Genomic DNA, 19,113 nt, shown 5'->3' on the forward strand with positions numbered 1-19,113 from the left:
CGCCAGTTACCGAGGATTCGGTATGCCGCGGCGACGTTCATCATCGCCGTGCTGCTTCCGCGCATGGCCGTTGAACGCCACTTTCGGATGTACTGCTTCTCGCGCTCCACCGCGTTCATCGTTCGTCACCTGGCCAACGACATTTGGACGGCCCCGCATAATCCCCAACTCCGCCCATGTAATACCGTGCCGCGAGGCTCGGGGATTGTCCAGCAACTCAGCGTCGGAACTCGCCAATCCTTCGTCGTTGCGCCGAGCCTGCGGGAGCGTTATCCCGCGGCGCCGTCCGGATAATCGCGTGCAGGGATCACCTCCCACGAGACAGTCTGCAAGCGGTCGACTGCCCGAGGATGAGCGATTGTCCGGAAGTTGAATCCAGGCCGGCCGATCTAGCGGGCGCCCTGGAAGGAGGAGAGGGGCGGTCGGCCGCCGCAGTGGATCCCTGACGCCGACCATTCTTCCGCGCGCGCGGCGCGCCTCGCCGTCGTTGACAGCCACCCGGGCTGGAGACTATTCGCGACCGCCATTCAGCCCGCCCGGCACCTGCGCGCTGCGAGCGCCCGATGACCGAGACGCGCGCCTCCTGGCGTGCGGACGTCGGCCTGGTCGTCGTCTCGGCCGCGGTGCTGACGCTCGAGGTCCTGCAGACGAAGCTCTTCGGCTTCAGCCTCGATCCGCTCTCCATCTACGTCGCGGTCGCGATGTGCATGCTCGGGCTCTCCGCGGCGGCGACGCTGCTCGCGATCCTGCCGCCGCTCCCGCCCGAGCGCGCGTCCCGACTCGCGGCACTCGGGAGCGCCGGCGGCGCGGTCGCCATCGTCGTCGCGCACGTGCTGTTCGCCGCCTGGTCGCCCGCGGTGCGCACGGGCGGGATCGGGGTCGCCGTCGTGCTGGCCGCGATGGTGCTGCCGTACTTCGGGTTCGGGCTCACGACGACGCTCCTCCTCGTGGGCGGCGGCGAGCGGATCGGGCGCACCTACGCCCTCAACCTCGCCGGCTCGGGGCTTGGGTGCCTCCTCGTGTTCCCGTTCCTCGACGCCTTCGGAGCCGAGCGCAGCCTCGCGCTCGTGGGAATCATGGGCGTCGCGACGGGGGCGCTCCTCGCGCCGGCGCGCCCGGCGGGCGTGCGCGCCGCCGTCGGCGTCGCGGCGCTCGCGCTGGTCGCGACGTTTGCGGGCGCGCCGCGCCTGTTCGCCTTCCAGCCCGATCCGACCGGCCAGGTCGCGGTCATCATGTCGCGCATCGCGAAGCTGGACGCCCAGCACGGCGCCGGCACGGCCGAGGCGACGCCGGTGTTCTCGCGGTGGGACCGCACCGGCCGCATCGACGTCTACCGCCTCACCTCGTCGCGCCCGGAGCTGCAGGGACGGATCGGCGGTCCGGTCGAGACGCTCTTCTTCGCGCAGGACGCGAGCGCCGGCTCGATCCTGCTCGGCGTGGGCGGCGATCTCTCGCGGGCGCGCGAGTTCTTCGACCGGACGGTCTACGCCAGCGGCTACGTGACGGGTCCCAGGCGCGACGTGCTCGTCATCGGGCTCGGCGGAGGCCCGGACGTGCTCTCGGCGCTCTATCACGGCGCGTCGCGCGTCGTCGGCGTCGAGATCAACCGGACGGTGATCGACCTCGTCCGGTACGACCTCGCCGACTTCGTCGGCCGCCCGTACGATCGGCTCGAAGTCACGCTGCAGCAACTCGACGGCCGCACCTTCCTTCGCCAGTCGCCGGACAGCTTCGATCTGATCCAGCTCTCGGGCGTCGACACGAAGAGCGTGTTCTTCGCATCGGCGGGCCTCGCCTTGAACGAGAGCTACCTCTACACGCGCCAGGCGATGGGCGAGCTGCTCCGCCGGCTCCGCCCCGACGGCGTGCTCGCGCTCAACCGCTTCAAGACCGACGTGCAGCGGCTCACCTCGGTCGCGGTCGCCGGCCTGCGCGACCTGGGCGTCGAGGCGCCCGAGCGGCACGTCATCGTCGTCGGCCAGGGCTTGTGGCGCACCGTGCTCGTGAAACGCAGCCCGTTCACCCCGGCCGAGGTCGCCCTCGTCGGCGAATGGGTGAAGCAGAATCCGACCGCGCCGCCGATCGTCGTTCCGGCCTACGACTGGATCGGGGTCAGCTTCCAGTACCCGCTGGAGATCGTCTACAGCCCGCCCCCGGCGGCGGTGGCGGTGGGGCCGTTCTTCGAAGCGCTCGCCGGGGGCACGCTCGACGCGTTCATCGCGGCGCAGATGTTCGACTTCTCGCCGCCCGACGACGACCGGCCGTTCTTCTTCTTCCCGGTCCGCCCGAAGGATATGCTCCGCTCGGGAGCGCCGGGCCTGGACGAGGTCACGCGGCTCGCGCGCTGGCTGACGATCGTGTCGATCGCGGTCATCGTCGTGCCCCTCGTCCTCTGGCGCCGGCGCGGGCTGCGGGCTCCGCGCGCCGGTCGCACGCTCGCCTACTTCGCGTGCCTCGGCGTGGGCTTCATGTTCGTCGAGATCGGCTTGATCCACCGCTTCGTGCTCCTGCTCGGGCACCAGACGTACGCCATCAACGTGGTGCTCTTCGGGCTCTTGCTCGGCGCCGGCCTCGGGAGCCTCTCGGCCGCGCGCCTGGTCCGCGGCGAGCGTGGCCGGCTGCGCGTCGCGCTCGCGGCGCTGATCGCGGGCGTCGTCGTTGTGGCGCTCGGGCTCGGCGTCGCGTTCGATTGGGTGGCGACGTTCGGATTCGGGAGCCGCCTCGCCCTGGCGCTCGTGCTCCTCGTCGCGCTCGGGTTCCTGCTCGGCATCCCGTTCCCGACCGGCCTCGCCGCGCTCGCGGCCGACTCGCAGGAGCTCGTCGCATGGGCGATCGGGATCAACGGCTTCGCGTCCGTCGTGGGCGGGACGCTCGCCGTGCCGACGGCGATGATCGGCGGCTTCCGATCCCTGGCCCTGCTCGCGGCCGCGCTCTACGTGATAGCCGCGCTCGCGGCACCGCTGCGCGCGGACGAGTAGGGCGGATCGGCCGTTCGCAGCGGGCGTGACTTGCCTGGGTACCCGACGACGCGACCATCCTGGCCGCGACCCTGCGTCTCGCCCGCATCGGATTCGTGCCCTACGAATCCCTTCGCAACGCCGACGCGCGCCTGTCGCCCGAGCTCGACGTGACCTACCTGCCGTAGGCGGTGCCTGCCCGGGGCACCCGCTCACGGCCGGCACCGCCTCAGGACAGCGCGTTCAACAGGCGCAGCACGATCCCCGGCTCGCCGCGCACCTTCGCCCAGTTGTCGCGATACCAGTCGTAGGCCTCCGCCATCATGCGGACGTTCGAATACGCCGGCCGCCAGCCGAGCGTCCGCTCGGCGGCGCCGACGTCGAGCACGAAGGTCGCATCGGCGAGGAGGTAGTGCTCGGGCACGATCGGCGAGAGACCGAAGACGTTCAGCACGCGCGCGGCGTTGCGCAGGAGCGCGGCCGGGATCGGGACGACGCGCGAGCGCGAGCCGGCGTGGGCGATGAGCGCCTCGACCTGCCCGCGCACGGTCGGGACGTCGGTCGCACCGAGATTGAGCACGGCGCCTTTGCTCTCGGGTCGCTCGGCCGCCAGCAGGCATGCGTCCGCGAGGTCCCATGCGCTCATCATCTGCACGCGGTTCCGGCCCGAGCCGAGAAAGTAGACGTTCTTGCCAAGCCGCACCCACTCGAACAGCAGCAGGAAGACGCCGGTCATGCCGGGGCCGAAGATGCTCATCGGGCGCAGCACCGTGACGTCGAGTCCGGCCCCGACGGCCTCGGCGCACAGCGACTCGGCGGCGATCTTGCTCCGGCCGTACGCGCCCAGCGGGCGTTGCGGGTGATCCTCGCGCACCGGGTCCGCCGTCGGGACGCCGTAGACGCCCGAGCTCGAGATGTGGACGACCTTGCGCACGCCGGTCCGTCGCGCGGCGTCCAGCACGTGGCGGACGGCGGCGAGGTTCATGTCGAAGATGGCGTCCTCCGACATGGCATTGAACTGCGGCTTCATGCGCTGGCCGGCGGCGAGGTGATAGACGACGTCCACGCCCTCGCACGCGTGCACCACGCCGGCCGCGTCGCGGAGATCGAGCGTCACGAACTCCGTGCCGCGCGCGCGATCGTCCGGCGCTGCCACCATGTCGGCGAGCCGCATGCGCGTCCCGTGCGCGCGCAGGCGCTCGACGAGGCAACCGCCGAGCAGTCCGGACGCTCCGGTCACGAGTGCCAGGGGAGCCGCGATGGCGGGCTTGTTCCCACAGCCTCGATTGCCGGTCAAGAAGAACTCAGCATGGTGGAGCTCTGGGCGCGGGAGACGTCGCCGCTGCGTAGCGATCGTGTCGGGACGGACCCCGTTGACAGCCGTCGTCCGTCAAATCTTCTGGTTCCTCGGTGGGAAGGGTGTCCATGTTGGAGCGGGTAGCTCGCTCCAACTGGATACGCTCGCCTTCGTGGGCGTCTACGACGAGGAGATCGACGCTGACGGTGTCGCGGTGATTTCGAATGTCTCGATTGCGACCGCGGGCAAGGGGTCGAATCTTCGCGCTGCGGGGCGGCGAACTGGCCGGCTCCGGCGCACCGCTGATCGCTCAAGGCACGGGCGCGGGGAGCGCGACGACCAGCTCGCTCGTCGATACGACCAAGACGTGGACGACGAACGAGTGGAAGGACCATGAGATCAACGCTGGCCAGCCCCAGACCTCGCCGAAGAAGAAGTGCACACCCGGGCTGCAGGGCTTCAATTCCGCATGGGGCCTCGTCAGGGCGAATCTCGGGCTCTCCGTGTGCGGGGACAACGTCAGGGAAGACAGCGAGCAGTGCGACGGGACCGACGCCGCCGCATGCCCGGGCTCGTGCACGGCCTCGTGTAGCTGTTCGTGACCAACCGCCGATCAGGGCTGATTCCTACGGGGTCGAACACCTGGCCATGCGGGTGCCGGATACTACGCTGCACGAGGATGCGGAGCCGACGACCGTGTCCCTGCCTGGGTATAGGACCGACACGCGACGTTGCGTCCGGTCGACGGGGATGAGGTGGTTGTGACGAAGCGTACGGAATCACCCGCGTCGAACAGACGGTCGGGATGGCGCCAGGCCAAAGCTACGCCTTGACCGACGCGATTCCGCTTGGCTATGTGCCGCCGGACGTCCTGGCGGAGATCCACTGTCCGCTCGCTGATGCTTGCCCCGCCATAGCGCCGCCGACGTATCGTGACGAATGTGAAGCGGCTCCTCGAGCGCGTACTGCTGTGCGGCGCCTTCGCCAGCTTCTGGCTGCTGCTGGTTTTCAGCAACGACTTCGATTGGGACTTCATGTTCACGACCTTCGAGGTCGACCGACGATCCTGGCTCGTCGACGCAGCCCCCCCTCTTTGGTCGTACCAGTTCTGTGCAGGCGTGACGCGTGCCGGCGACCCACAAGCGTTCGGCCTGTCGCCGCTCTTCCTCGTCGTAGCGCTGTTCGGCTCGTACTGGGGCGTCAAAGCCACCATAGGGCTGCTGTCGATCGCAGGCTTCTGGTTCCTGCGTGCCATTCTCACGCTGATCCTCGAGGGCGGCGGCGCGAGCCCGCCCCGAACTTCCCCTTGCTCGCCCGACGAACGCGGGCTGGTGAATCTCCTGTCGGCCGGATTCGTTTTCGGCAACTACTTTCTCTGGCACTTTCATCATGGCCATGTGCCGTTCGCCCTGACCTATTGCGCGCTCGGGATCCTGTGGCTTCTTCTGAAGGCGCTCGCGGGGTCCTGGCGCTCCAGAGACGGCGTCCTGACGGCGGTCCTCTGCTGGAGCTACTTCAGCGCGGGGTTTTATCACTCAGCCATGTTCTTTCTGCTTCCACTCGCGCTCGCGCTCGCCGCGTTCGGCCTCCTCACCGGAGCCCAGATGGTGTTTCGCTCCCACGCCGATCGTGCCCGCGTCGCCGTGGTGCTGCGCGGGGTATGGAGCTTCGGCGTGTCGGCTTTCGTCGGGCTGGTGGCCGCATCGTACAAGGTGGCTCAGGTGCTCGCGTATCAAGCGCGCTCTCCGCGCATTCCGGAGGCGCGGATATCGGAGCCCCAGATTCTGGATCGCCTGCTGACCTTCCAGCTCGCGCCGACGCTGGACTACCGGCTCGTCGGAGCGGCGCCGCATCGCGGCCCATACGGGCTGTGGGAATACAGCGCGTTCAACATGAACGCGTGGCTGCTGGTCGCGTTCGCGCTCTACTATCCGATGATCGCGCTCGGGCAGCGACGATCGGGACGGGCGCCAGACGCCCGCCGCACGTTCACCCCGCTGCAGCAGGCCCTGGTGGCATTCCTCCTGGTCTATGGGCTCGTGCTGGTTCTCCTCCTGCTCGGAGACTCGTCCGGGTCCTCACTACATCGGTTCCTCAACGCGAGAGTCGGCGATTCGATTCGCGTCGTCGGGCGGTATCAAATCGGCGTGGCGTTCCTGCTGACGGTTGCACTCGCGCTCATTCTGTCCCGCCATCGGGCGTTTGCGGCTCTGGTGACACGGTATCTCACGATTCCGGCGCTGGTGATCATTGCTGCGAATCCCGCGTCGTTCCGGGCGACGCTCGCCTCCGACGAGTTTCAGCGCCTGCTCGGGCTGCCGCGCATCGAGGCCGCCCGTATGGACACCATGGCGTTGGTCTCGAGCACGCCCGTGACGACGCTGATGTACGCGCCGACGCTGAGGGGCGTGGGCGTGCTCAACTGCTACAATCCGCTCCGTCGTGAGGCGGAGGTCGCCGACCGATTGTCGGCGAGGCTTTCGCTGACGTCCGGGGTGGTCGAGCTCCCACTCGTCGACCCCATGATGGGCAGCCCATCGCGGGCGTGCATCGAGCGCAGCCATTTCACACAGAACGATCTCGTGGTGGCGCCTGACTGTACCGCGGGCGTCTGCGTCAACGTCAACGCGCTGAACCCATCCGCGCCGTCGGCCCTCCGATTCGATAGGGACATCGGCAAGTACTGCCTCCCGACGTCGGACGCGCGCGTCAGCTCACCGGGCGCGATGGCCACGACCGTCGGCGGTACCAGACGCGATCCGAGACCGTCGAGCTGACACGCGGCGCCGTCGTACGCGGCGCGCGCTGTGGATGCGGCGGCGGCGTCGAGCTCGCCAGCACCGTGACCGTCTGCTCCCAGCGCAGCGGCGTCTGGAGTGCGGGATCTACCGGCACGAAATCGCCCTGCGCGGCGGTGGCGACGACGCGATACCGTCCCGGCCACCGCGGGGGACGGAGCCAGGTGGCAAACGACTTTTCGGCGCCGACGCCGACGTCGCCCGGAACGGCGACCCAAAGCTCGTCGTGTCGAGCGCCGTCGCCCGAGACGGGCTCCCATACGACGTGGACAGCGAGGCGATCGCGAGCGGCCTTCGCGGTCGCCGGCCAAGGAACAGCGCCGTGGTTCACGAGCACGATCGTCACCGGTACCTCGACGGTGGCCACCATGATCTCGGGGAGCAGATCGACGCGCAGGCTGCCTTCGATGCGGTCGAGGTGCCGAATCGGGTTTCCGTCCAGAGTCACGTCGTCTCGCGCCCTGCGGTTCGCGCAAGCAGAAGGCGTGGGATCGACCACCTCGAAGAGACGATCCATCCCACCTCCGCCGTCAGGGAAGATCTCGCGCAAGCGAAGCCCGGGAAGCGTGCCCCATGCGGCGTCCCGGGTGCGTGGGTCCGGGTGCGCGATCAGCCACTTGACGCCGGTGCAGCCGACGAGGAGTCGCAGCGCGTCGGGGCTCGGCATCTGAGTCCAATAGCGCTTGAGGAGCCAGCTGAGGAGCGGCCCGTAGCCGGTCGAGCCGTTCAGGATCGGCGCCCAGTGGTAGATGCTGAAGTAGGTCGCGAATCCTTCGACGGTCCCCTCGGTGTAGCGAACGGGAAGCTCGAGCACGGGGGCGCCTCCGCCGTTCTTCACGAGCCACCGGTACACTTCCGGAATGGTGTCGCCGGTCGGGATCGGAACAAGGTTGGGCCGCCTCCCCAGCCAGGTGGGTGCTTGCAGCATGGCCGCGATCGCGATGACGAGGGCGGCAATCAGGCGCAAGCGACGGTCGTGCGTCCCACGCCGGATGCCCTCGGCCACGGCGAGTCCGGCAAGCCCGCTCGCCGCGAAGCTCAGCAGGACGCCGAAACGATACGTGAATCGAATGCCTCCGAAGCCCGGGAGCCATGCCGCAATCGTGTCATGGATCACCAGGCGGCCGCCGAAGAATCCGCCTGGGCCGGGTGCGAGCACCAGGGCCGCGACGCCGGCGAAGACCAAACCGAGAGTACGGGCGCGCCACGTGCGATCGGGCCAACGCTCCGCGGACCAGAACGGAAGACAGCCGGCGAGCAGCAGCGTTCCGAATCCCGCCCAGCCCCACGCGAGGGGCCACGGTGCGCCGACGGATCGCGCGAAGGCACGGAATGGCTCCGTCTCTTGGAGCGGCATGCCGAACGCCTCCTGGCGGGGCCACCAGAGATACGGGAGCGTCACGGGTGCCACGAGGACGATGGCGGCGACGAGGACGCTCATCGCCCCCACGAGTGGGCGAACGCGGCCGCGTACCCCGAACACGACAAGATCGGCCGACACGAGCCCCGCCGCGAGCGCGAACGCGACGTACCCGAGGTAGTAGGAGCACGCGACCTGCATGGCGAGGGCACCGGCGCCGAGGACGACGCTGCGCCGGGTCGGCGCCCGCAGAACCTCATCGAGGAACAACGCGACGAGCGGCAAGTAGGGCGTGACGAGGATGTGGGGACCTACCGCCCACATGTTGAGCCGCCACGGCGCCGCCGTGAACGCGATGCCGGCCACGTAGGCGGCGCCCTCCCTGTCGGTCCACCGCCGGACGAGCACGTGCATGGCGAGGCCGGAGAGTGCAACGCTCGCGAGAAGGTGCAGGTTGAAGGCCAGGATCGGGTTGCCCGTCACGGCCCATACGGGCGCGAAGGTCGGCAGCGTGCCGAGCGCGTGCTCGGAGCCGAGGATCGCGTGCCCGCTCGGGTAGAACGTGTTGCCCTCGAGGAGCTGCGTCGGGTGGGTGGCGAGCGCGTGGGCTCCCCACGTGGTCGCCCACACGATGATGAACACGTCGGAGAGCGAGGTGGGGACGGCGAACAACGCCGACGAGAGGGTACGCGGCAGGGGCCACGCCAGCGCCGTCGCGATCGCCGAATACGTCGCGAGCGGGATGATCCAGAGCCGCGCCACCTACGCGGCGCGCGCGTCGCGCGCGCGGCCGGCGAGCCACTCGCGGTGCGTCGCGCGCTCGCCGAGATACTGCGCGGTGATCGCCTCGAGGACCGCGTCGGGCGTGATGCCGCGCATGCACACGTTGTCGAGGCAGCGGCTCACCTTGAGGTTGTAGTTGGTGAGGCACGGGCTGCAGTAGAGGTCGCGGTAGAAGACGAGGTTCCGCTCGCCGCGCGGGCCGTAGTGGAGCGGCGCGGTGGGGCCGAAGATCGCCACCACCGGCGTCCCCATGAGCGCCGCGACGTGCATGACCGAGGTGTCGTTGGAGACCACGAAGTGGCAGTGATCGACCAGGGCCGCGAGCTCGGTCACGTTGAACTGGTCGCACGCGTCGATCGCGGGGCGCCGCATGCGACGCCGCGCCTCGGCGATGAGATCGCGCTCCTCGGCGCCCTGACCCGTGAAGACGACGGCGGCGCCGTGCCGCTCGGCGAGCGCGTCGGCCAGCGCGGCGAAGTTGGCCGGGTCCCAGCGCTTCAGCGCTACGCGGTAGAAGTTCATGCCGATCCCGAGGTGGATCGCGACGATCGGGAAATGATCGGGTGCGACGCCCGCCTTGGCGAGGAAGTCGCGCGCCTTCGCCCGCTCCGCGTCGGCGAGCGGGAGGCGGCACTCCGGCAGCGGCCCGGTGACGCCGAGCGGACGCGTGAGCCGCGCAAAGATGGCCGACATATGGTCGCTGTCCGTGTAGACGACCCGTCGCGTGTACGTGAAGCCGCGCCGCTGTCCGTCGGTGTTGAAGCCGATGCGCTCGCGCGCGCCCGACAGGAAGGCGATGATGCTCGAGATCTTCACGAACTGCTCGAAGTCGAGCACCGTGTCGTAGCGACGCGCCCGCACGTTGAGGAACGCCGCCCAGAGCGTGGAGAGGAAGCGTCCCAGGCTCGCGGTATCGACCGCGTAGGCCGCGGTGACCACGCCGCTGCGCTCGAGGAGCGCCACGTTGCCCGGCATGGTGAGGAAGTCGATCTCGACGCCGGGCCAGCGCCGCCGAACCGCCTCGAGCACCGGGATCAGCATGACGGCGTTGCCGAGCCCGTAGAACTTCATGCACAGGATGCGGCGCGGCTCGATCGGCGGCTCGCCGAGCCCCGGCGGCGTCGTCGACGACAGGGCACGGATCGCCCGGCCGTGCCAGGGACGCGTCGCGCGCTCCCAGGCGAAGAGGACGAGGCAGATCACCAGCCCCACCCACTTGTCGATGTAGCGCGCGAGGTTGAGATCCATGGCGCCTTGCCGCGCGCCGGGAACGGCCCGCGCGCGCGACCCTAGTACGGGTTTACCTCGCCCAATGCGAGCGACGGCTCGCGCCGCCAGTTCCTCAAGACGCGTCGCTTCATCTCGATCAGCGACTTGTCGAGCCGCGACTCTTGCCGCTCCGTCACGAGGGCGCGGATCAGACGGAAGACGCGGATCGGACGCACCGCCCACGAGATGAGGAAGAACGTGGCGAGCGCCGCGATCCGCATGCGGTCGAGGCCGCGACCCGAGATGTTCTCGCAGAAGCTCTCGGCTTCCTGCGTCGCGCCGGGCAGGTTCTCGGACGTGGTCGCGAGGCGGCGGTAGTAGACGTCGTCGAGCGGCTTCGCGATGCGGCCCTTCTTCTGGAGGTCGCGGAAGAGCTCCGAGCCGGGGTAGGGGCGGAAGGGCGCGATCGAGATGTCGTGCACGCCGACGATCGCCATCTTGGCGAGGAACCCGAACGTCGGCCACAGCGAGCGGTACGTGTCCTCGGGGAAGCCGAAGATGAAGTTCGCCTTGACGTTGCAGCCCGCCTTCACCGCCGAGCGCATCGACTGGAGCATGCGCCCGGTCTTGATCTTCTTCTTGATGCGGACGAGGATCTCGTCGGTGCCGCTCTCGGGCGCGTAGGTGATGTTCGTGCACCCGGACTTCACCAGCAGCGGCAGCACCTCGTCGTCGAGCGCCTCGGAGCGCGTGCCCGACGGGAGCTGCCAGGTGATCTTCAGGTTCTCCTCGATGAGGAGGGTCGCGAACTCGATCACCCACTCGCGCCGGATGATCGCGGTCAGGTCCTGGAAGTCGAAGTTCGTCGCCTGGTAGGCCGCCATGTAGTGCTTGATCTCGGCGAGCACGTCCTGCGGCGAGCGCGCCACCCAGCGCGTCGTCCACATGGTCGGGCTCGAGCAGAACGTGCACTGGTAGGGGCAGCCGCGGGTCGCGTTCATGGGCATGTTGCGCCCGCGATCGACGCCCCAGCCGTGACCGCCCGAGAGGTAGTTCTCGATCGGGACCAGGTCCCACGCCGGCCACGGGAGCTGGTCGATGTCCTTCTCGCGCACCATGGCGCCCGTCTTCGTGGCCTCGCCGTTCGGACCGCGGTGGTAGCAGCCGGCGATCTGCGACAGCGGGCGCGTGCCCTGGAGATGCTCGACGAGGTCGCAGATCACGCGATCGCCCTCGCCCGTCAGGATGTAGTCGAGCGGGGAATCCTGCAGCGCGCCCTCGGGCTCGGCGGCGAAGTGCTCGCCGCCGGCGACCAGCGCGGCCTTGGGGAAGCGCGCGCGCACCTTCTTGATCAGCTCGCGCGCTTCGAGCCAGTCCTGCGAGAACATGAGGCTGAAGCCGATCAGCTCGCTGTCCTCGGGAATGCGCTCCAGGATCTCGTCGTCGGAGAGGCCGCGGCGAACCGTCTTCGCGTCCTCGCCGATCGGCGTCAGGCGCTCGATCGCCTCGCCGGTCGGGTCGATCGCGCTCACCTCGTGCCCGGCCTTCTGGAGGCTCCCCGCGACGTAGCACAGCCCGATCGGGGGGACGGCGTAGGCCGCCGAGACGTAGATGTTGAGCGTCTGCGGGCAGCGGATGAGGGTACACTTCATGGGACGTCGTCGTCTGGCCGCCGGGCGCATGGGGAACCGGCGCTGGGACCACCAATTCTCTTAGCTGCACCCGCGCGGAATCGTCAACCACAGATCGGGTCGAGCAGTGCCGACGCAGTGGCACTTGCGCCCCGCCATTGTCGCCTTGACCGGTCGCATGGGGCCCGATACCTGCGCCATGGCGTGGTGGCTCAACGTGTGATCAGGCGCAGCCCGCGGTGGGCCTCCTGCACCGGCCCGGGCGCGCTCCTCTGCACCGTTCTCGCCCTGTATGTCGCGCTCCATCTCCTCGAGCCGCGGCTGTCCATCACCTGGTCCTACGCCCATCTCTGGCGGACGCCCGCCCTCGGGTGGCTCGGCGTCGTCCTCACCTTGGCCCTTCCGCCGGCGACCCTTGCCGTGTGGCGCCACCCCGCGCTGGCGAAGCCCCTCAGCGCTCTCCCCACATGGCAGGTGGTCGCCACGGCGGCGTGTCTGCTTGGCGCCCTCGGATACGCGAGCCTACGCCATCCTTCGCATCCCACCACCATCGACCCGCCGCTATACGTGATCGCGATCAGCAGGGGCGAGGTCAACGCGCGCCACATGCTCACGACCTGGTCCCTCGGTCGCCTCGCGGGCGCGCTGCGACCGTGGATGGCTCCGGCTTCAGTCATTCTGCTGATGAGCGCCGTCTACGGTACCGTGACCTACCTCGCGCTCGCTGCCAGCGCGCGCCGACTGGTGCGGACGCGCGGCGAGGCGCTGGCGCTCACGCTCCTTTCCTGCTCGGCATTCGGCGTCGTGCAAATGTCCTTCGGGGTGAGCAACAGTCGATCGGTGGCGCTCGCCATCGTGAGCGTGTTCTGCTGGACGGCTTTTCGCGCGCTCGATCGAGCGGGAAGCGCCATGTGGCCCTTCGTCATCGGGATCTCGGGCCCCTTCTGGTACAATGGGCTCATCCTCGTTGCGCCCTCGGTTGTGGTGTTGGCGGCGGAGCTACTGCGTCGCCCTGGGGGTCGCCGCCAGGTCGTCGTCGGAATCGTCGCCGGCCTCGCGTGTGCAGGGCTCGCCACCGTACCGGTGTACGGCGCCCCCTTCGCATGGGCGACGTTTCTGCGGGACGCGCACGCTGCAAGCAGCTGCGAGCTCGGCGTGTCGCCCACGAGCTGCCTGCTGCCGCCGAGCTACATCTTCACGGCCCGACATGCGCTCGAGGTCCTCAACGTCTGGGTGCTGACCGATGGGGTAGGCCTCTTGCTCATTGCAGTCACGGGAACGTGGCTGGCCGCGCGGCTCGTCACGCGCAGGGAGTGGGACCCGAAGGCGGCGATCCTAGCCCCGATAGTCGCTGGCGCGCTCGCGTTCAGCATGGCCATGGACAACCTGTTCGGCAACTTCGCCAACTGGGACGTCTTCAGCTACGGCGCCGCCGCGACCGGCCTGCTCGGCGGCTACGCGTTCGTCACCTGGGGGCGTGAATGCCGGACGACCTTTCGCCTCGTCCTCGGCCTCGCACTCGCGGCCGCCGGCGTGCACCTGTTGGCGCGCCTGAACGCGATGCACCTCGACCTACAGTTTCACATCGCCGAGTCGCCGCCACCAGGAACGCCCCTCGTCAACCACTAGTCGAGCAATCTCCCGACGACGTGGATCACGGCATGACATCTCACTGCGTCTCCGGCGACGGTGCCGGACCGAGCGCGAACGGCGAGAGCCCCGCGAGGCTCACCAGCGCTCTCCTCGCGGCCTCAGTTCGCCGTGCCTGCGCGGCGCCCGTCACGTGAATGCCGTCGACGGCGAAATCCCGGCTGGTCATTCCGCTCGCGAAGTCGATGATCGCTCCGGCCGGGAACTCGGCGCGGATGCGCGCGTCGATCTCGTCCAGCTCGGCGTTCCATCCGGTCACGGTCGCGCTCGTACCGGGCGGCAGGATCGGCGGCCCGAGGGCGATCAGCGGGACGGCGCCGGACCCCTCGACCGTGCGCGCGAGCGCGTGCAGGGCGGCGAGCGTGGCCTCGACCGTACAGCCGAGGATCACGTCATTGGTGACGAAGGCCACGATGACGACGTCGGGGTGGTCGCCCGCGAGCGCGCGCGCGAGCAGCTCGGCGGCGACGAGCGGCTCGCCCGTACCGTCGGGCGGCCGGCCGGGATCGCACGCCGTGGCGCCGTTGCGCCCGCGGTTGATGGTGCGCCACGTCGCCGGCGGCAGCGAGGCTCCCAGGCGCTCGCACCAGCCGTCGGCCTCCGGATACAGGATGCCGCCGCGCGTGTTCGAGTCGCCGAGACAGACGACCGTCACGCGCCCGTCGCCGTCGTGGTCGAGCGACGGAGCGCCGCAGGCGGCGATCGAGAGGGCGGCGACGAGGATCGGCGCGGCGGCAGGGCGGGTCATGGGGCGCCGGTGTGGGCCGCGGCGGCACAGGTGTCAACCGCGGCCCGCGCGGGTGGCGACGTGAGCCGCCGATTCCCATCGGAGCACGGCGCCGCAGGCGCCGCGCGCACGGGGGCCCTCCGGCGGGGGTTCGCCCCGCGAAGCCCCTGTCAATCGGTGCCGACGTGAGCGCCGTGCGGTCGCTCCGGCGTGACCTCGGTGTCGCGGCGGTCGTCGTCGTGGCCGTCGTGCTGGTGCAGATGCCGCTGCGGCTCGTCGGGGTGAACCCGATGGACGAGGGCGGGGTGCTGCAGTTCTCGGCCGACCTGCTGCGGGGACGGCATCTGTATGCCGACGTCGCGGTATACGCCTTCCCGGGCGTGTTCTGGCTGACGGCCGCCGTCTTCCACGTCTTCGGGACCACGATCGACGTCGCGCGCATGGCGGCGGCAGTGGTGTTCGGGCTCCTGTGCGGCGTCGTCTATCTCCTGGCGCGCTGGTCGCATGGCCCCCGCGGCGCGATCGCGATCGTGCTCGGCATGATCGTCTATCGGGTATGGGCGTTCCCCCACTGGCAGATGCTCAACTACTCGAGCCTCGCGGTGCTGCTCGCGCTCGCGGCGACCTGGACGACCGGCGAAGCGCTCGCGCGCCAGCGGATGGTGGCGCTCGTCGCGGGCGGCGCGCTCGCCGGCGCGGCGATCCTCGCCAAGCAGGATTCGGGCGGCACGACGGCGGTGCTGCTCGGCCTCGCCGCGCTGGCCCTGGGTCCGGCCGGGCGCGTGCGCCGCGCCATCGCCTTCGCGTCGGGCGGGGCGCTCGTGCTGGGCGCCGCGGCGGCGTACCTGGTGGCGACCGGGACGTTCGGCGACCTCGTGCGCGAGGCCGTGCTCGCCCCGCTGCACGGCGCGCGCACGTTCGAGTACCTGGGTCGCCCGGCGCTCCTGCCGCTCGCGCAGCAGGACGCGTCCCTGCGCCGCCACGTGCTCAGCTACGCGCCGCCGATCCTCCTGGACACGTACGGCGTGAGGTTCTTCCAGAGCGCGCTCTACCGCCAGACCCCCGTGCTCGACGCCCTGTTGAAGGTCTTCTACTACGCGCCGTGGGCGGTCGTGCTGGCGGCGCTGCCGGGCCTGCGCAGGCCGCAGGGTCGTGCACCGCGCGCGGTGCTGCTCCTCGTCCAGACCGTGGCCTTCCTCGTCGCCTTCAACCTGCCGCACGACTGGGCGCACCTCGTGGTCTTCTATCCGGCCGTGCTGCTGCTCGCGGCACAGGTCCTGGCGCCGCTCGCGCGCTGGCGCGTGGTCCGCGGCCTCGCCTGGACCGGGCTCGCGGGCGCGACGGCGGCATCGCTCCTGGTCGTACACGACTTCGCCGCCGCGTACGCGACGCCGGTGCACGCTCCGGCCGGAACGCTCCATACGCGGCCGGGCCTCGCGCAGCCGCTCCAGGAGGCGCTCGACCGCATCGCCGTCGCGCCCGCGTCGGCGCCGCTGGCCTCGCTGCCGTACTACCCGCTCCTCGACTTCCTCGCCCTGCGCGCCGGCGTGACGCGCCACTACATCGTGTGGCCCGCCGGACCCGCGAGCGATCGCGACCAGGAGGTCATCGCCGACCTCGAGCGGCATCCCGACGCGGTCGTGGTGTACAACGCGAACGAGTTTCCCCAGTTCCCGCGCTTTCGCGACTACGCGCCGCGCCTGTTCGCCCACCTGGTCGACGCCTACGAGATCGATCGCGTGTTCGGCGGCGATCCGGGCGGCGCGACCATCATGCTGCTGCGTCCGCGCCCGCGGGCCGCCGGCGGGCGCTCGCTGCTGGGCGACGCGCTCGCGCAGGCCGAAGTGACCGCATCGCCGCCACCCCCGTCGCCGCCGCTCGCCCGCGAGGTCCTGTGGCCCTTCGAGCACGTGCTCGCGATGTCGACCGCTCCCGGCGGCGCGGTGACGGTGCGCTATCCGCTCACGGCGTCGGCCGGCGACCGCTTCCAGTCGGCGTGCGGCATCGATCCGGAGCGGTTCGGCGAGACGTGGCTGCCGCCCGTGCGCTGCCGGGTGGTGATCGAGCGGGGGGAAGGTGCCCCGGTGGACGCGGCGCACGTCGATCTGGATCCACTCCGCCGCCCCGAAGACCGCCGGTGGGTGCCGATCGACGTCGATCTGACGCCGTGGGCGGGCACGCCGATCGGGCTCGCGCTGCGTCTGGAAGGCTCGGCCGGCGCGCCGCCCGACCCGAACCTCGCCGGCTGGGCCGCCCCGCGCATCACGTCCGTTCGTGCACCGTGACGAAGTGGGCCGCGTAGGGCGCGAGGCGGCTCCGTTCGAGGCGGTGCTCGATGCGGGCGAGCAGCCCCAGCAGCCGCGCCGGCACGAAGTCGGGCACGAACGTGAAGTAGCGGACCGCACGCAGCCGGAGCCCCGGGGTCGCATCCATCGTGCGCGGATCCAGGTAGTACTCGGTGCCCTCCTCGATGCCCTTCAGGATCGGGAACACGTAGCCGAGGTAGAAGCGGAACAGGGGATTGCGCACGTTCATCTCGTGCACGAAGACCCGTCCCCCCGGTCGCACGACGCGTGCGATCTCGGCGAGCGCCGCCTGCTGCGCCGCCGGCGGCGCCACGTGGTGCAGCACGTTGATGATGTACGCGAAGTCGAAGCTCGCGCTCCGGAACGGCAGCGCCAGCACCGAGGCCTGGGCGAGACCCGGCCGGCCGCCCAGATGGTCGGCCGCCGCGACGAGCTGGCGTCCCGACGTGTCGACGCCCGTCATCCGCGCGCCGGCCCGCGTGAGCACGGCGAAATACCAGCCGCGGCCACAGCCGATGTCGAGGCCGCGCGCACCCGGCGGCAGCGCCGCGAGCTCTTCGACGATCGGTGCGGTCTTCCGCGCGACGAGGTGCTCGCGGTAGTGCGGCGGCAACCACGCGTCGTAGCACGCGTCGATGGCGTCGAAGTGATCGTGCGCGGCCGCGCGGCGGCGCACCGAGGGCAGCAGCCCGAGCGCGAGCGCTCCCAGCCCGAGCGTGAGCCACGCCGTGGCGGCGCGGAAGACGAAGGCGACGGCGGGCGCCGCCGCGACGCCGAGGCCCTCGAGGGTGTGGATCAGGAGGAACCCCGCCGTGCCGGCGCCGAGCGGCACGAGCGACACGGCGCCACCGAGGATCGATCCGGCGGCCGCCCCGACGGCGGGGAGGCCCGAGACGCCGCCGTCGACCGCCCACACGACCGGGAGGATGGCGAGCGCGATCGGTGTCCATGCTGCGAGCGAAGCGGCGAGTGCCGGTGCCAGGACGTCGCCGTCGACGAATCGCATCGCGGCCGCCTCGTCCGGCGCCTCGGCGTCGACGAGCGGCGCCGCCGCCGACGCGAGGGCGAGCGCGCCGCGTGCGAGAGCGCGCCGCACCCGGGAAGCGAGGAGGAGCAGCAGGCCGGCGCACACGACGACCCGCGTGGCGCCCCCGAAGACGGGCAGCGCGAGCACGAGGAGGGCGACCACGTTGGTCGCCTGCTCCCAGACGAACGCCAGCAGGACCGCGCCGCGCTCGGCGGGCGGCAGCGGCAGGAGCCAGGCGCGCGAGTAGAGCTGCCCGAGGTAGAGCGGAACGGGTATGAACGTGAACGAGCCGACGAACGCCGCCAGTGCCGGCATGGTCGCGAGTCGTACGCGTGCCCGGCGCAGCAGGAACTGCCAGCGAAGGAAGCGCAGGCCGAGATTCGCGATGGTGGCGGCGGCGACCAGGAGCGCGGCGCTCGCGGTGGCGGGGCCGAGTGGCGGCGCGCTCGGGATCCATCCCGCGAGCGCGGCGATCGTGCTCGCGAGCCCGACCGCCATCGTGCCGCCGGCGCACAGGAGCGTCAGACGCGCGACGCGCGAGAGCCGATGGGGATGCGCCTCGGCCACGGTGTCAGCCGCGCGCGGCGCGTTCGGCGGGCGCCCACGTGCGCACGACCCTGGCCGGTACGCCGACCGCGAGCGCGTGGGGCGGGACATCCTCGGTGACGACGGCGCCGGCAGCGACGACCGCGCCCGCGCCGATGCGCACGCCGGGCAGGACGACGGCCTTGGCGCCGATCCATGCCCCGTCCTCGATCGTGACCGGCGCGACCTCGCCGCCCTGCACGCGGACCGGCGCGGTCGGATCGGCGTAGAGGTGGTTGCCGGTCGTGATCACGACACCCGGACCGATCTGGACGTCGTCGCCGATCGTCGTGGTGCCGTGGCTGAACACGACGGTCCCCACGTTGAGCGAGCAGCGCCGCCCGATCGTGATACGCGGATGCGGGATGCCGCGGTGGTCGCGGATGACGAGGGCGACGTTGGGCAGCAGCTCGGTGGCGTCGCCGATCGTGATGCCCTCGCCCCCGGCCATGAGGCAGACGTGCTCGGCGAGATACACGTTCGCGCCGAGGCGGATCGCGCCGGGACGATGCAGGCTCACGCCGCGCTCGATGAGCACGGGCCACCCCATGCGGACGACGAGCGGATAGAGGAGCGCGCGCAGCGCCACCCCCAGCGTCGTCGGCACCCACGAGACGAGGAGGAAGACGAGCTGCTCGGCCACGAACCGCAAGGGGTGCGTGGTCTCCGTGCGCAGGTAGAGGCCGAGCTTGTCGCGAAACCCGAGCTGCGCGAGCTCGGGTTGGCGGAACGGCGGCTCGGCCATACGGGCGCGCAGTTTACGGACAGCGCTCGGCGGGGAGC

General features: G+C 70.6%; 11 protein-coding genes. 4 read left to right on the forward strand and 7 right to left on the reverse strand.

Going from position 1 to position 19,113, the window contains the following annotated elements:
- Positions 1–563: 563 nt before the first annotated feature.
- Positions 564–2,978, forward strand: a complete 2,415-nt coding sequence (locus tag VMS22_25730) for a hypothetical protein (GenBank protein ID HXJ37444.1) — start codon at positions 564–566, stop codon at positions 2,976–2,978.
- A gap of 208 nt (positions 2,979–3,186) precedes the next feature.
- On the opposite strand, the gene VMS22_25735 is transcribed toward VMS22_25730, so the two are convergent.
- A complete protein-coding gene (locus VMS22_25735; protein ID HXJ37445.1) occupies positions 3,187–4,197 on the reverse strand; it encodes an NAD-dependent epimerase/dehydratase family protein in 1,011 nt (336 codons plus the stop codon).
- A gap of 998 nt (positions 4,198–5,195) precedes the next feature.
- Here VMS22_25735 and VMS22_25740 point away from each other — a divergent pair.
- Positions 5,196–7,031, forward strand: a complete 1,836-nt coding sequence (locus tag VMS22_25740) for a hypothetical protein (protein HXJ37446.1) — start codon at positions 5,196–5,198, stop codon at positions 7,029–7,031.
- Here VMS22_25740 and VMS22_25745 read toward each other — a convergent pair.
- The 3 genes from VMS22_25745 to VMS22_25755 are packed head-to-tail and all read right to left on the reverse strand — an operon-like array spanning position 6,964 to position 12,056.
- Positions 6,964–9,174: a hypothetical protein gene (locus tag VMS22_25745; protein HXJ37447.1), complete on the reverse strand. Its 2,211-nt coding sequence runs from the start codon at positions 9,172–9,174 to the stop codon at positions 6,964–6,966. The two genes, VMS22_25740 and VMS22_25745, sit on opposite strands and share 68 nt — an antisense overlap.
- Entirely contained in the window at positions 9,175–10,443 is a 1,269-nt protein-coding gene (locus VMS22_25750) for a glycosyltransferase family 9 protein (protein ID HXJ37448.1), read from the reverse strand.
- 41 nt (positions 10,444–10,484) lie between these two features.
- Positions 10,485–12,056, reverse strand: coding sequence for a radical SAM protein (locus tag VMS22_25755; protein HXJ37449.1), 1,572 nt, complete (start codon positions 12,054–12,056; stop codon positions 10,485–10,487).
- Positions 12,057–12,254: 198 nt separating this feature from the next.
- Between VMS22_25755 and VMS22_25760 the strand changes: the two genes are divergently transcribed.
- Positions 12,255–13,664, forward strand: a complete 1,410-nt coding sequence (locus VMS22_25760; protein ID HXJ37450.1) for a hypothetical protein — start codon at positions 12,255–12,257, stop codon at positions 13,662–13,664.
- 40 nt (positions 13,665–13,704) lie between these two features.
- On the opposite strand, the gene VMS22_25765 is transcribed toward VMS22_25760, so the two are convergent.
- Positions 13,705–14,433 carry an SGNH/GDSL hydrolase family protein gene (locus VMS22_25765; GenBank protein ID HXJ37451.1) on the reverse strand — a complete coding sequence of 243 codons (729 nt, stop codon included), beginning with the start codon at positions 14,431–14,433 and terminating at the stop codon, positions 13,705–13,707.
- A gap of 164 nt (positions 14,434–14,597) precedes the next feature.
- Here VMS22_25765 and VMS22_25770 point away from each other — a divergent pair, with 164 nt between their 5' ends.
- Positions 14,598–16,697, forward strand: a complete 2,100-nt coding sequence (locus tag VMS22_25770; protein HXJ37452.1) for a glycosyltransferase family 39 protein — start codon at positions 14,598–14,600, stop codon at positions 16,695–16,697.
- On the opposite strand, the gene VMS22_25775 is transcribed toward VMS22_25770, so the two are convergent.
- Together VMS22_25775 and VMS22_25780 are read right to left on the reverse strand one after the other, a co-directional pair.
- Entirely contained in the window at positions 16,675–18,312 is a 1,638-nt protein-coding gene (locus VMS22_25775; GenBank protein HXJ37453.1) for a methyltransferase domain-containing protein, read from the reverse strand. The two genes, VMS22_25770 and VMS22_25775, sit on opposite strands and share 23 nt — an antisense overlap.
- Before the next feature lie 4 nt (positions 18,313–18,316).
- Positions 18,317–19,075 carry a DapH/DapD/GlmU-related protein gene (locus VMS22_25780; GenBank protein ID HXJ37454.1) on the reverse strand — a complete coding sequence of 253 codons (759 nt, stop codon included), beginning with the start codon at positions 19,073–19,075 and terminating at the stop codon, positions 18,317–18,319.
- Positions 19,076–19,113 lie beyond the last annotated feature (38 nt).

Source organism: Candidatus Eisenbacteria bacterium, from assembly GCA_035577985.1.
Taxonomy (GTDB): Bacteria; Desulfobacterota; Binatia; order DP-6; family DP-6; genus DATJZY01.

Excerpts from the sequence above, each read along its gene's own strand:
- VMS22_25730 (HXJ37444.1), top strand. The coding sequence starts at position 564 with ATGACCGAGACGCGCGCCTCCTGGCGTGCGGACGTCGGCCTGGTCGTC.
- VMS22_25750 (HXJ37448.1), bottom strand. The coding sequence starts at position 10,443 with ATGGATCTCAACCTCGCGCGCTACATCGACAAGTGGGTGGGGCTGGTG.
- VMS22_25755 (HXJ37449.1), bottom strand. The coding sequence starts at position 12,056 with ATGAAGTGTACCCTCATCCGCTGCCCGCAGACGCTCAACATCTACGTC.
- VMS22_25765 (HXJ37451.1), bottom strand. The coding sequence starts at position 14,433 with ATGACCCGCCCTGCCGCCGCGCCGATCCTCGTCGCCGCCCTCTCGATC.
- VMS22_25780 (HXJ37454.1), bottom strand. The coding sequence starts at position 19,075 with ATGGCCGAGCCGCCGTTCCGCCAACCCGAGCTCGCGCAGCTCGGGTTT.